The sequence below is a fragment of the Rhodococcus sp. NPDC003348 genome, from assembly GCF_053589375.1.
The window spans coordinates 13,818-27,429 of record NZ_JBSFRT010000024.1; the positions used below are offsets into that span (position 1 = coordinate 13,818).

The window sequence follows — 13,612 nt, forward strand, 5'->3', positions numbered from 1 at the left end:
ACCGGTCCGTACGCTTTGTTGCGAAACGGTCACGGTCGGCTCGGGAGCGGGAGGTCAGGCCTCTTCGGGTTCCGGCTTGAAGTCGATGCCCGACTCCTTGCGCTGCAGTTCGGTGATCGGCGCGGGCGCCTCGGTGAGCGGGTCGACACCGCCACCGGACTTCGGGAACGCGATCACCTCGCGGATGGAGTCCATGCCGGCGAGCAGCGCGGTGATCCGGTCCCAGCCGAACGCGATGCCGCCGTGCGGCGGCGCACCGAACGCGAAGGCGTCGAGCAGGAAGCCGAACTTCTCCTCCGCCTCCTCGTGCGAGATACCCATCACCTTGAAGACGCGCTCCTGGACGTCCTTGCGGTGGATACGGATCGAGCCGCCGCCGATCTCGTTGCCGTTGCAGACGATGTCGTAGGCGTAGGCGAGCGCCGAACCCGGATCGGTGTCGAAGGTGTGCATCGACTCCGGCTTCGGAGAGGTGAACGCGTGGTGCACCGCGGTCCACGCGCTGTAGCCGAGCGCGACGTCACCGCCGGCGACCGCGTCCGAGGTCGGCTCGAACAGCGGCGCGTCGACGATCCACACGAAGGCCCACTCGTTCGGGTCGATCAGGTCCTGCTTGCGGGCGATCTCGCCACGGGCGGCGCCGAGCAGGGCACGAGACGACTTGGTGGTGCCGGCGGCGAAGAAGATGCAGTCGCCGGGCTTCGCGCCGACGTGGTCGGTCAGACCTGCGCGCTCGGTGTCGGTGAGGTTCTTCGCGACCGGGCCGGTGAGCTCGCCGTCCTCGCCGACGAGCACGTAGGCGAGGCCCTTGGCGCCACGCTGCTTGGCCCACTCCTGCCAGGCGTCGAGCTGACGCCGCGGCTGGCTCGCACCGCCGGGCATGACGACCGCACCGACGTACTCGGCCTGGAACACCCGGAAGGTGGTGTCCTTGAAGAACTCCTTGCACTCGACGAGCTCCACACCGAACCGCAGATCGGGCTTGTCGGAGCCATAGAGACGCATCGCGTCGGCGTACGTCATCCGCCGGATCGGGGTGGTGATCTCGTGCCCGATCAGCTTCCACAGGTTGGCCAGGATCTCCTCGGCGAGGAGGATCACGTCCTCCTGCGTCACGAAGCTCATCTCGATGTCGAGCTGGGTGAACTCCGGCTGTCGATCGGCGCGGAAGTCCTCGTCGCGGTAGCAGCGGGCGATCTGGTAGTACCGCTCGATGCCGCCGACCATCAGCAGCTGCTTGAACAGCTGCGGCGACTGCGGGAGCGCGTAGAAGTTGCCCGGCTGCAGGCGCGCGGGCACGAGGAAGTCGCGCGCGCCCTCCGGGGTCGAACGGGTCATGGTCGGGGTCTCGACCTCGACGAACTGGTGGTGTGCGAGCACCTCGCGCGCGGCGGCGTTGACCTTGGACCGCAGCCGGATCGCGTGCGCCGGTCCCTCGCGGCGCAGGTCCAGGTAGCGGTACTTGAGCCGCGCTTCCTCGCCGGGGTTGTCGTCGAGCTGGAACGGCAGTGGCGCACTCTCGCCGAGCACCTCGAGGTGGGTCGCGTTGACCTCGATCGCGCCGGTGGGGATCTCGAAGTTCTGGTTGCCCTCGGGTCGGACCTCGACTACACCGGTGACCTTCACGCAGTACTCGGCGCGCAGCTTGTGCGCCTGCTCGAGGACGTCCTCGCTGCGGAAGACCACCTGGGAGACACCGGACGCGTCACGCAGGTCGATGAAGATGACGCCGCCGTGGTCGCGTCGCCGCGCAACCCAGCCGGTGAGGGTGACGGTCTGGTCGGCCTGCTCGGCTCGCAACGAGCCGGCGAGATGGGTGCGCAGCACGGGGTTCCTTTCACACTTCCAGTCACACAGGATCTGGGACTTCTTGTCCTGTGATCCTACGGAGGTGCGGATGCGAAGACACAATGCACCGGAGCATCGCGAACGACGCCAAGCGTGCCAAGCTGATACGTCATCGAGTAATGCGACAGCAAAGGGTGGCAGGCAATGACCTTCAACGAGGGCACACGGATCGACTCGGGCCGGGTCCAGGTCGGAGGAGGCGGTGGTGGCGGCGGCCGGGGCGGCAAGTTCGCGCTCGGCGGCGGCCTGGGTGGCCTCGTGGTTCTGGTCCTCGCTCTCCTGCTCGGCGGCAACCCGGGCACACTGCTCGGCAACCTCTCGGGCGCCACCGACAGCTCGCAGCTCGGCACCGGCGCGGTCGACACCCTGCAGAACTGCGAAACCGGCGCCGACGCGAACCGGGACGTGAACTGCCGGGTCGCGTTCACCGCGGCCAGCCTGGACTCGGTGTGGGGTCAGCAGCTCGAGGCCCAGACCGGTACCCGCTACGTCGAGCCGGGCGTCATGCTGTTCTCCGGTGCCGTGAACACCGGCTGCGGCACCGCCACCAGCGAGGTCGGCCCCTTCTACTGCCCCGCGGACACCACCGCCTACTTCGACACCAGCTTCTTCCAGCTGCTCGTCGACCAGTACGGGTCCTCCGGCGGCCCGCTCGCCCAGGAGTACGTGGTCGCGCACGAGGTGGGCCACCACATCCAGAACCAGCTCGGGGACATCGGGCGTGCGCAGACGGACCCGCAGGGTCCGGAGTCCGGTGCCGTGCGCACCGAGCTGCAGGCCGACTGCTACGCCGGCATCTGGGCGCACTACGCGGACAACCAGCCCGGCCCCGACGGCGGTGCCCCGTTCCTGAAGCCGCTGTCGCAGTCCGACATCAAGGACGCCCTCTCCGCGGCGTCGTCGGTCGGTGACGATCGCATCCAGAAGGCCGCGACCGGCCGGGTCAACCCGGAGGGCTGGACGCACGGTTCCGCCGAGCAGCGGCAGAAGTGGTTCCTCACCGGCTACACGACCGGCAAGGTCGCGGACTGCAACACCTACGCGGCCCGTGACCTGGACAACCCGGCGGCACTGGGAAGCTGATCTCCGACGCACTTCGCAGACGGCCGCCACCGACGCTCGCCGGTGGTGGCCGTCGCGTCATCCGGGTGGCGGCGCCTCCGGTTCGGCGTGCTGCTCGTGCACGAGTTCGTAACGGCGACCGTAGGTTTCGACGATCGCCTGGATGACCGCGACGACCGGAACGGACACCAGCGCGCCCACCGCGCCGAACAGGGAGGCGCCGACGATGACGGACCCGAACGCCACCGCCGGGTGGATCGAGACCGTCTTGGACGTGATCCGCGGGTGCAACAGGTAGTTCTCCACCTGCTGGTAGGCGGTGCCGAACACGACAACCCACACACCGTCCATCGGCTGCTGCGCCGCAGCGATGATCGCCGGCAGCGCGATCGCCAGGTAGGTGCCGAGGGTCGGGATGAACTGCGAGACCACACCGGTCCAGATCGCCAGCGGCAGCCAGTACGGCACCCCGATCACCATCAGGAAGATCCCGGTGGCGAAGGCGCTGACGGCGGCCAGGATCAGCCGGGACACCACGTACCCGCCCGCCTTGTCGACCGAGATCCCCCACACCGTGGAGATGATCTCCTGCTGCCGCGCCGGGAACCACCGCGAGATCGTCCGCCGCAGCTGCGGACCCTCCGCCGACATGTAGAAGACGAACATCAGCAGCGTCAGGCCCTGGAAGACGACCCCGACCAGGGACGACACCACCCCGAGCACGCTGGGCGTGTACTTCTGCGCGAGGTCCTTGATCGTCTCCGGGGTGATCTTGATCAGATCCTTGCCGGTGGCGAAGTCGGTGCCGAAGGTTCGGTTGGCCCACTCGGTCACCCTGGACAGCGCGTCCGGCAGCGCGGTCAGCAGCTGGGCGAGCTGCTCGGCGAGCAGCGCACCGAAGACCGCGACGAATCCGATGGCGAACAGGATCAGCGCGACCATCACGATGCCGGTACCCGCGCCGCGCCGCAGCCCTCTGCGTTCGAACCAGTCGACGACCGGCTCGATGGTGACGCTCGCGAGCCAGGCCAGGAACAGCAGGCCGAGGAAGCCGCGCAGGTTGTGGAAGAGCCAACCCGACATCTGGTAGGCGGCGATCGCGAGCAGCACGTACACGATGGCCAGTCGCAGCCAGCGGATGTTCGCCCTGTGCCCCCCGTCCTCGGCCCGCTTCGGCGCGGCCGGTTCCGGCGTCTCCGGGACGTCCGCGTCCCCGTCTTCGCTCATCGCACCCTCCGCACTCGGATGGCTCGTGCCGTCCAGCCGGAATCTACCCGCCCGTTGCGCACCGAGCCGGGCGGTGACACTCGATCAGAACAGGGTGAGCGCCGGCGCCGCACCGGCACCGATGAGTTCCCGTGTGAGCGAGGCGGACTCCTGCCGCGGGCCGGCCGCACCGCCGAATCGGCCGCCGCCACCGTCGTCGGCGGCGCCGCCGTCATCGGCGGCATCGCCGCGGCCGAGCCCGTACTTCTCGACCAGCGGGGTGACACGCCCGCGCAGCCACGTCTTGTACTCGGGCGTGACGTACGCGCCACGGCCGTACAGCTGCCGGTAGCGGCGGATCAGCGCGGGATGGTGTTCGGCGAGCCAGTTCAGGAACCAACCACGGGTGCTGCCGCGAAGGTGCATCGGGAACACGGTGACCCCGCTCGCGCCGGCTTCGGCGATCGAGGCGAGCAGTCCGTCGAGATGTGCGGTGGAGTCGGTGAGATACGGGATCACGGGCGCGACCATGACGTTGCAGTCGAAACCGGCATCCGCTATCGCACGGATCAGCTCGAGCCTGGCCCGAGGCGAGGGCGTACCGGGTTCGATCGCTTTCTGCAGCTCGGCGTCACCGATCGCGAGCGACACCGAGATCGACACGGGCACCTGCCGGGCGGCGAGGGTCAGCATCGGCAGGTCCCGGCGCAGCAGCGTGCCCTTGGTCAGGATCGAGAACGGCGTCCCCGATTCGGCGAGTGCGCCGATGATGCCCGGCATCAGCCGGTAGCGGCCCTCGGCTCGCTGGTAGGGGTCGGTGTTGGTGCCGAGTGCGACCGGCTCGCGTTTCCACGACCGGCGGGCCAGCTCGCGGCGCAACACGGCGGCGACATTGGTCTTGACCACGACCTGGCTGTCGAAATCGGCTCCGGCGTCGAGGTCGAGGTACTCGTGTGTGGGCCGCGCGAAGCAGTACCGACAGGCGTGCGAACAGCCCCGAAAAGCGTTGACGGTGAACCGGAACGGCAGCGGCGATCCGTCTGGCACCCTGTTCAGCGCCGATTTGCACAGCACCTCGTGGAAGGTGATCCCCTCGAACTCGGGAGTCTGTACGCTGCGCACGTGCCCCACCCGGGCCAGACCGGGCAGGGCACCGTCGTCGATCTCCGACTGCACGGCCTCGAGTGTCTGCCCCTGCCAACGCATGCGCACAGTCGAACACGTGTTCTATGGCAAGTCAAGCCCCGCCGCGAATCGGTATGCCGCCCAGGCGATCACCTGCGACAATCGAACCATGACCTCGGCAGTCGATCCGAAGTTTCCGCACACCAGCACCGACGTCCTGATCGTGGGAGCCGGACCGGTCGGGCTCACCCTGGCGGTGCAGTTGCGCCGCCGCGGCGTCGACGTCCTCGTCGTCGATCGGCGGCCGGAACGCGCGCCGTTCGCGAAGGCGGTCGGTGTCTCGCCACGAACCCTCGAGGTGTTCGACTCGATGGGGATCGTCCGAGCTGCGCTCGACGCGTCGATCACGATGCGCGGCCAGCTCGTGTACTCCGACGATGCCGCGGCCGTGCGAATGGAGATGCCGCTCCCGGACGTCATCCCGTACCGGTTCGTCGCGATGCCGCAGTACGAGACCGAACGAATCCTGACCGACGCCCTCGCCGCCCACGGCGGCCACGTCACGCGCGGAGTCGAGTTCACCGGCTTCAATCAGCACGACGACACGGTCACCTCGACCCTGCACGGGCCGCGAGGCGGTTCCACGGTCTCGTCCCGCTACCTGGTCGGGTGCGACGGCGCGCACTCACTGGTCCGCAAGGGGCTCGGCGTGGAGTTCGAGGGCGACGCGTTCCCCGAGGAGTACATGCTCGCCGACGTCGAGGTCGACTGGTCGCTGCCCGCCGGATTCGGCGTCCGGGCGATGCACCACACCGACGGCTCGGTGGACGACCTGATGGTCGCGATCCCACTGCCCGGCCGTCATCGCTACCGGATCTCGATGCTCGTCCCCGACGAGTTGGCGACGGCGGCGACGCCGGGCGCGGTCGCACACGGACTCGAGGGCGGCCGGGCCCCCGACCTGCATCACGTCCAGGCCGTCCTGGACCGGCTCGCGCCGGAGCCCACGACCGCGTCGAATCTGCGCTGGTCGTCGGTGTTCCGGATCAGTCACCGCCTCGCCGCGCGCTATTCGCACGGCCGGGTGTTCCTCGCGGGCGACTCCGCGCACATCCATCCGCCGACCGGCGCGCAGGGTATGAACACCGGCATCCAGGACGCCACCAACCTGGCGTGGAAGCTGGCACTGGCGGTGCAGGGCCTGGCCGCCGAGGACCTCCTCGACACCTACCACCTGGAACGGCATCCGGTCGGCGAGGAGGTGGTCGGCCGGACCGTGCGGCACGCCCGTCAGGGCATCGGCGCAGGCGAGACCGACGCGTCCGTCGCGGTACTGCGGGAGGCCCAGTTGCTCGTCGCCTATCCGGACAGCCCCCTCGTCGGTGCCGACGGGCATTCCGAGAACGATCCCGGCCCGCACCCCGGGGAACGGGCTCCGGACGCCGGCGGACTGGGTCAGGATTCCACCGCGCTCCCGGCCCGGGTGCACGACCTGCTGCGTCACCCCGGGCACACGCTACTGCTGTACGCGTCGGACGCGGGGCAGGTCGACGCGCAGCTCGACCTGGCCGCCGTCACCATGGACCGGTACGGCCCGCTGGTGCGGTGTCACGTGATCGTCGATCCGGCCGCGCAGATCCCGGATGTGTCCGGAATCGTGTTGCGCGACAACGACGGCCGGTTCGCGCAGACGTACGGATCCCGAGGCGGGGCCGGGTATCTGATTCGCCCCGACGGCTACCTCGGGTTCCGCGGCAGTGCGGTGACGGCGGTACGGATCGACGGGATCCTCTCCGGCACGATGCGCCACCGGTAGCGCGACGGCGCACTACGCGTAGAGCAGGGCCTTGCGGTGGGTGCTCGCCTCGATGTCGGCCGCGGTGGCCTCGATCAACTTGTGCGACAGATCCGCGAACGCACGGGCCGCCGCCAGCTCGTCGCCGATCGCAGGGACATCCGCGTCGGTCGGATTGAGCCTGGCCAACCCGACGCCCACCAGTTCCGGTTTACCCTCTGCATGCAGCCGGGCCTTGGCCCGGGTCCGGCCGTCGTGCTCGTCGATTTCGATGGTCACCGACCACTTCTTCGCTTCCATCACGGTCGCCTCCTCGACTCACACCTCAACGATGGCAGCCTGGCGGCCGTACGTCGAGGGGCTCGTCGACGATGGCCTGCACCAGCCCGCCGTAGCGCCGGATCAGGTCCTCGCGGCCGATGACGTCGGGTCCGAGCAGACCGACACTCCGGACCCCGCTCGCAAGTCCGAGCATCGTGGTGAGCACCAGATGGGTGCGGACGAGTTCGGTTGAGGTGTCACCGATCCGGTCCGCGATGGCCCTCACGTAGCGGCGCCGGATGTCCTCGCGCGCGGTGTCCTGATCGACCGCTTCGTGGATCAGCGTCGGCGCCATGGCGAGCGGGTCGGGCTCGTCGTTGTCGCGGCGGTCGAGGAGCCTGCGGACCAGTTGGTACCCGATCGGCTCCGCCGCCGCGGGCGGCTCGTCGGGCACCGCGTGCGACGGCTCCTCGAGGACGGACGCCGACGGATCCGCTGCCGCGAACAGTTCGGCCTTGCTGCCCGTCAGCTTCATCACCAGCGCCGGGGAGCAGCCGGCCGCGGCGGCGATGTCCTTGATGGTCGTCGCGGTGTAGCCGCGCCGGGCGAAGAGGTCCCGGGCGGCGGCGATCACCGTCTCCCTCGTGGATGCGGTCACGGCGCCACCGTGCCCGCGCCCGATCCGACCCCGGCGACGGCCGCGACCTCGTGGTCGGGATCGAGATCGAGGTCGATCTCCGCCGGCCGGGACAACTGGACGAATTGCCGGGTCGCGGTGCGCCGGTCGGCGGTCAGCACGGTGACGAGATGGCGCCCCGTCGAGGGTTGCGCGAACTCGTAGTGCCCGTCCGCGTCGGTGCGCGTGGTGCCCACGTACTCCCCCGTCGCCCTGACCAGGCTGACCACCGCGTCCGGGACCGAGTGGCCGCCGTCGGTGACCCGCCCGCCGAGCCGGAGCCGGTGGGTGAGCACGACCGACTGCCGGGTGTCGGAGCCGTCGAAGTCGATCACCTGGGACCGCGGCGCCCAGCCGTCCGCATTGGTGACCACCAGATAGGGACCGGGCTGCGGCAGCACCACGGAGAACTCGCCGGTGTTGTCGGCGCGGCTCCAGTCGACCGGCTCGCCGGTGGTGCGCAGCACGGTGACCACGGCCTGTCGGATCGGGCGCATACCGGAGTGCAGCACCGCTCCGCTGACGACGATCTCGTCCGGCGCGGTGTCGGCCGCGGCCTTCGCGATCGGCGGCGTCTCCGCGGCGTGGGCGGACCGCGGGATGAACGCGGCGACCGTGGCGGCCGCGAGACCCGCGACGGCGGCGACCCCGAACACGACCTGGAAGGCGGCCAGCGAGGGCAGCTCGTGTCCGGCGACGGAGAGGGTGACGGTCGTCAGAATCGCAGAGATGACCGCACTCGAGACCGAGGTGCCTACCGAGCGCAGCAGCGTGTTGAGTCCGTTGGCGGAGGCGGTTTCGGTGATCGGCACCGAGCCCATGATGAGCATCGGCATGGCGCCGTAGGCGATCGCGGTTCCGGAGGTGACCAGCATCGCTCCGAGCACGATCAGCGGCACCGACCCGGTCAGGAAGACCCGCGCGGTGTACGCGCCCGCCAGCACCAGGCCGCCGATGACCAGGGTGAGGCGGGGACCGATCCGCCGGATCAGTTTGGCGGCGATCGGCGCGACCACGACCATCATCAGCCCGGCCGGCATCATGCACAGTCCGGCGACGAGTACCGACAGGCCGTGCCCGTATCCGGTGGCCTCGGTCATCTCCAACTGCTGGGTGGTCGACATCATGTTCGCGTACATGGACAGGCCGACGAGCAGTCCGGCGATGTTGGTGAGCAGCACCGGCCTCCGGGCGGAGGTCCGCAGGTCGACCATCGGCTGGTTGACCCGCAGCTCGTACGGGAACCACAGCGCGAACGCGACGACCGCGATCACCAGGGCTCCGACTGTGCGGCCGCCGAACCAGCCCCAGGTGCCACCCTTGGAGATCGCCAGCAGCAGGGACGCCAGCGCGACGGACAGGAGCACCGCGCCGCCGATGTCGAATCGGCCGGGAGTGCGGACGGGCGATTCCGGCACCACGGTGAGCACCGCGATCACCAGGGCGACACCGGCTCCCGCGGACACCCAGAAGATGGCGGACCATCCCAGATGCTCGTAGATCAGGCCGGCCAGCGGCAGGCCGAGCGCGGCACCGATGCCGAGGGTGGCGCTCATCAGGGAGGTGGCCCCGGCGACCTTCGACTTGGGCAGCTCGTCGCGCAGGATGCCGATACCGACGGGGACGAGAGCGGAGGCCAGTCCCTGCATCCCCCGGCCGATCAGCACCGCGGGGAAGCTCGCGCCGACTGCGGCGATGACCGAGCCGACGATCATGGTGCCCAACGAGACCAGCATCATCCGCCGTTTCCCGAACATGTCGGCCAGCCGGGAGACGATCGGGGTGGCGATCGCGGCGGTCAGCAGCGTGATCGTGACCAGCCAGGATGCGGTCGTGTAGTCGATGTCGAGGATGGTCGGGAACTCGGCGAGCAGCGGGATGACCAGCGTCTGCTGCAGGGCGACCAGTGTGCCGGACAGGCAGAGCACGGTGGTGAGCACCCCGGTCGACGCCCGCGACGACGGTGTCGAACGACTGGACGGCTTCGAGTGGACTGACAAAGGGCAACTCCGGGATGCGAACTCGGAAAGAGAAGGGGGTGAACGGGTATTTACCCTCGTGCAGTGAACACCCGTTCACCCCTCTCCCGCAACCCGGACAAACCCGGCTTCCATCACCCAGGTCAGGCGGCCGCCTCACCGGTCTTCGCGAACTCCCCGGCGGCCGCCCAGGCGTCGCGCTCGGCGGCGAAGGCCGCCGACTGCGTCGTCCGGAACGCCGCGATCGAGTCGGCGTTCGACGCGAGGAACGTCTCGTGCTCGGCGAGCGAGAAGCTGCCGTCGGTGATCTGCACTCCGCCCGGTCCACCCGCGGCGGTCTCCGCGCGCAGCTCGAGAAGTTCGTCGGGCTCGACCGGGTACCAGGAGATCCGGTCGAAGAACCGCAGCAGCCACGGCGTGCCGTCCTCGAAGGCCCGCGAGTTGTCCGGGAACCGGTGGTTCCACACCTGGGTGGTGCGACCGACGAACTGGTAGCCGCCCGGCCCCTCCATCCCGTAGATGCAGAGGTAGGCACCACCGATCCCGACCGCGTTCTCCGGGGTCCACGTCCGCGCCGGGTTGTACTTGGTGGTGACCAGGCGGTGGCGAGGATCGAGCGGGGTCGCGACGGGGGCGCCGAGGTACACGTCGCCGAGGCCCAGCACCAGGTACTCGGCGTCGAAGACGGTGTCGAAGACGTCGGCGACCGAGTCGAGTCCGTTCATCCGGCGGATGAATTCGATGTTCCAGGGGCACCACGGCGCGTCGGCGCGCACGCCGTGCACGTACCGCTTGATCGCTTCCCGGGTGGACGGGTCGTCCCACGACAGCGGCATCCGTACGTGCCTGCTGGGCACCACCAGCTGCGACGAGTCGGGGATCTGCTCCTCCGCCTCGGCGAGCAGACCCATCAGCGTGGGCACGGGAAGCACGTCGGGGTCGACGCGGACCTGTAGCGACCGGATGCCCGGCGTCAGATCGAGCAACCCGGCCGGCCGCTCCGCCTCCAGCCTCTGGTGGAGCGCGTGAACGCGGGCCCGCAGCGCCAGGTCGAGGGTGAGGTCGCCGTACTCGACGAGCACGTTGTCGTCCCCGGAGCGGCGATAGGTCACCGGCGTCGCGCCGTCCCGGCGCGCGATCACTCCGTCGTCCCCGTCGCCACCGGAGGAGAACACCGCGGGCAGACCGGCGCGACGGGCGACACCGAGGTCCCCCAGTCGCGCCGCGTGCGCGGCCTTGACCGGCACGAATCGAACCCGATCCCCCGGGCTGAGCTGGCCGAGCTTCCAGCGCTCGGCGGCGACCACGGTGACCGGGCACACGAATCCGCCCAGGCTGGGACCGTCCGGCCCGAGCAGAATCGGCGTGTCACCGGTGAAGTCCAGTGCTCCGACGGAATACGCGTTGTCGTGGATGTTGGACGGGTGCAGACCGGCCTCGCCGCCGTCGGGGCGGGCCCAGTCCGGCTGCGGACCGACGAGGCGGACGCCGGTGCGGTCGGAGTTGAAGTGCACCTCGTAGTCGGTGGCGTAGAGCGTGTCGATGTCGGCGCGGGTGAAGAACTCCGGCGCACCGTGCGGCCCCTCGGTGACCGCGATCTCCCACCGGCCGGCGATCACGGGCCGGTGCTCACCCGGAACCGGCTGCGCCAGATCCGGATTCCCGGCCGTTCCGAGAGTGAGCACGTCGCCGGCCTGCAGCGCCCGGCCCTCGTGTCCACCGAAGCGGCCGAGGGTGAACGTCGCTCCACTGCCCAGGTGGTCGGGAACCTCGATCCCGCCCTGGATCAGCAGGTAGATCCGCAGGCCGGGACCGCTGACGGTACCGATGTCGAGAAGTCCGCCCGCGGGGACGGCGACGGGCTGCCAGGACGGCACCGTGATCCCGTCCACTCGGACCCGCACCGGCGCGCCGGTGACGCAGACGACGGCCTGCTCGGCGAACCGGAGGGCGGGACCGGACATCGCGAACTCCAGACCCGCTGCGCCCTCGGGATTTCCGACCGCGATGTTGCCGAGCCGGAAGGACAGGTCGTCCATCGGCCCCGACGGCGGCACGCCGATCTGCCAGTATCCGACCCGGCCCGGCCAGTCCTGGACGGTGGCGAGCATTCCCGGCCGCTCGACCGCAACGCTGGTCATCGCTCCTCCTCACGGGTGACGATCATCCGGACCTCGGTGGGGTCGAAACCGTTGCACGGGTTGTTGATCTGCGGGCAGTTCGACACGAGCACCAGCGCGTCGATCTCGGCGCGCAGTGCCAGGCGCTTGCCGGGAGCCGACAGTCCGTCGACGATGCCGAGGGTGCCGTCCGCGTCGACGGGCACGTTCATGAAGAAGTTGATGTTGGAGACCAGGTCACGCTTGCCCAGGCCCCACTTCGCGCCTTCGATCAGGAAGTTCTCGACGCAGGCGTGCTGGTGCCGGGTGTGGTGGCCGTACCGAAGGGTGTTCGACTCCTGCGAGCAGGCGCCTCCGACGGTGTCGTGGTTGCCGACCTCGTCGCCGACGATCGTCATCAACGCCGTGCCGTCCTGGGCGCGCAGCACCGATCCGGTGGTGAGGAACAGGTTGCGTTGCGCGGTGACGGTGGCCGCGGCGTCGTAGCGGGCGGTGCGGTCGGCGGCCGCGTAGATCAGGGTGTCGACGGCCTGGTTGCCGTGTAGGTCCACGATGGTGAGGACGTCGCCGGCGCGGACGACCGCCGACCACGGTCCGCGGGAGCCGACGATCTCGTCGAGGACGACGGTGCCGGGAACGAGCGCGAGGGCCTCGGCGGCGAGCAGGGTGGCGGTCATCGGGCGTCCTTTCCGAACCGCGACGCGGTCTGGGTGAGATCGGACTGCGCCGCAGTCCAGCTGTCTTCGGTGTTCAGTACCGCGCGGAGGTATTCGGGATCGTCGTTCGGCAGTGCATCGAGGTCCGCGGGCGCCCGCCAGGCGAGCACCTCGAGCGGGGTGGTCTCGAAGGCCGGTGCGACGTCGAGGGGGTGGGCGGTGTTGGCGATCAGCACGATCACCGGCAGGTGCAGCAGCAGTTCGACCGCGGTGTCGGGCCCGGCGTTTCCGGTCGGAGTCAGCGCACCGTCCGGTTCCACGCGGACACCGTGGAAGAAGGACAGTGCCGGCGGCAGGTCACGCGGGGCCAGGTCGTGCTTGGCGGCGGCGAGGGTGAGCAGTTCCCGGCCGGCAGGCGAAGCCGAGTGCACGGCGCCGTCGCCGTACTTGGCGGTGTTGCCGGCGAGAGTGGTCGTGCCGCAGAACGTGTCGTGGGCGCCGGAGGTGTCGGCGACCACGGTCGCGAGCACCCGTCCCTGGTCGGAGAGCAGCGGATGCCCGACCCCGAGGTACGCCTGCCACGGCACCTTCACGGTGTCGGCCACGTTGAGGCGCTCGTGCGGAGCGTCGGCGCGGTACAGCAGGACGGTGGCGCAGGCGCGACCGCCGATGTCCCGCAATCGGATCCGGGCGCCCCGGGCGAGGACCTTGCTCGTGTAGCGGCCACCGGGGACGGTCTCGGCCCAGGTGAGCCGATCCGCGTCGATTCCGGCGGGTGGGGTCGGCCACGCGGACGCGGGCAGCACCGGCATCGAATCGGTGATCTCTCCGGCCTGCGAGCGGGCGTGCTCGCGGGCGGCACTGGTGGTGGCGGTGTTCACGGA

11 protein-coding genes are annotated in these 13,612 nt (G+C 69.9%); 2 read left to right on the forward strand and 9 right to left on the reverse strand.

Going from position 1 to position 13,612, the window contains the following annotated elements; genetic code table 11:
• Positions 1-54: 54 nt before the first annotated feature.
• The gene (aspS, locus tag ACWDU4_RS16580) at positions 55-1,827 is read right to left on the reverse strand and encodes an aspartate--tRNA ligase (RefSeq protein WP_450115002.1); all 1,773 of its coding nucleotides are present in this window, start codon (positions 1,825-1,827) and stop codon (positions 55-57) included.
• 165 nt (positions 1,828-1,992) lie between these two features.
• Here aspS and ypfJ point away from each other — a divergent pair, with 165 nt between their 5' ends.
• On the forward strand, positions 1,993-2,931 hold the full coding sequence (ypfJ, locus tag ACWDU4_RS16585; protein ID WP_450115003.1) for a KPN_02809 family neutral zinc metallopeptidase: 939 nt from the start codon (positions 1,993-1,995) through the stop codon (positions 2,929-2,931).
• 57 nt (positions 2,932-2,988) lie between these two features.
• Here the strand turns inward: ypfJ and ACWDU4_RS16590 are convergent, their stop codons facing one another.
• Both ACWDU4_RS16590 and ACWDU4_RS16595 read right to left on the reverse strand, forming a co-directional pair.
• Positions 2,989-4,137 (reverse strand): AI-2E family transporter, encoded by a 1,149-nt coding sequence (locus ACWDU4_RS16590; protein WP_450115004.1) that lies wholly within the window; start codon positions 4,135-4,137, stop codon positions 2,989-2,991.
• Between the two features lie 84 nt (positions 4,138-4,221).
• Positions 4,222-5,322, reverse strand: a complete 1,101-nt coding sequence (locus ACWDU4_RS16595; protein ID WP_450115005.1) for an Rv2578c family radical SAM protein — start codon at positions 5,320-5,322, stop codon at positions 4,222-4,224.
• On the opposite strand from ACWDU4_RS16595, the gene ACWDU4_RS16600 reads away from it, so the two are divergent.
• Complete coding sequence (locus tag ACWDU4_RS16600) at positions 5,321-7,057, forward strand: FAD-dependent oxidoreductase (RefSeq protein ID WP_450115006.1); 1,737 nt, start codon at positions 5,321-5,323, stop codon at positions 7,055-7,057. The two genes, ACWDU4_RS16595 and ACWDU4_RS16600, sit on opposite strands and share 2 nt — an antisense overlap.
• Positions 7,058-7,069: 12 nt before the next feature.
• Here ACWDU4_RS16600 and ACWDU4_RS16605 read toward each other — a convergent pair whose 3' ends face one another.
• The 6 genes from ACWDU4_RS16605 to ACWDU4_RS16630 all read right to left on the reverse strand — a co-directional run bounded on the left by ACWDU4_RS16605 (position 7,070) and on the right by ACWDU4_RS16630 (position 13,609).
• Positions 7,070-7,336: a DUF1876 domain-containing protein gene (locus ACWDU4_RS16605; RefSeq protein WP_450115067.1), complete on the reverse strand. Its 267-nt coding sequence runs from the start codon at positions 7,334-7,336 to the stop codon at positions 7,070-7,072.
• 25 nt (positions 7,337-7,361) lie between these two features.
• Positions 7,362-7,955 carry a TetR/AcrR family transcriptional regulator gene (locus tag ACWDU4_RS16610; RefSeq protein WP_450115007.1) on the reverse strand — a complete coding sequence of 198 codons (594 nt, stop codon included), beginning with the start codon at positions 7,953-7,955 and terminating at the stop codon, positions 7,362-7,364.
• The gene (locus ACWDU4_RS16615; RefSeq protein WP_450115008.1) at positions 7,952-9,973 is read right to left on the reverse strand and encodes an MFS transporter; all 2,022 of its coding nucleotides are present in this window, start codon (positions 9,971-9,973) and stop codon (positions 7,952-7,954) included. The genes ACWDU4_RS16610 and ACWDU4_RS16615 overlap by 4 nt, the downstream gene beginning before the upstream one ends.
• A 122-nt stretch (positions 9,974-10,095) precedes the next feature.
• Positions 10,096-12,093, reverse strand: a complete 1,998-nt coding sequence (locus ACWDU4_RS16620; protein WP_450115009.1) for a 5-oxoprolinase/urea amidolyase family protein — start codon at positions 12,091-12,093, stop codon at positions 10,096-10,098.
• Positions 12,090-12,749, reverse strand: a complete 660-nt coding sequence (locus ACWDU4_RS16625) for an urea amidolyase associated protein UAAP2 (RefSeq protein ID WP_450115010.1) — start codon at positions 12,747-12,749, stop codon at positions 12,090-12,092. Before ACWDU4_RS16625 ends, ACWDU4_RS16620 begins: the two co-directional genes overlap by 4 nt.
• Positions 12,746-13,609: an urea amidolyase associated protein UAAP1 gene (locus tag ACWDU4_RS16630; protein WP_450115068.1), complete on the reverse strand. Its 864-nt coding sequence runs from the start codon at positions 13,607-13,609 to the stop codon at positions 12,746-12,748. Before ACWDU4_RS16630 ends, ACWDU4_RS16625 begins: the two co-directional genes overlap by 4 nt.
• Positions 13,610-13,612 lie beyond the last annotated feature (3 nt).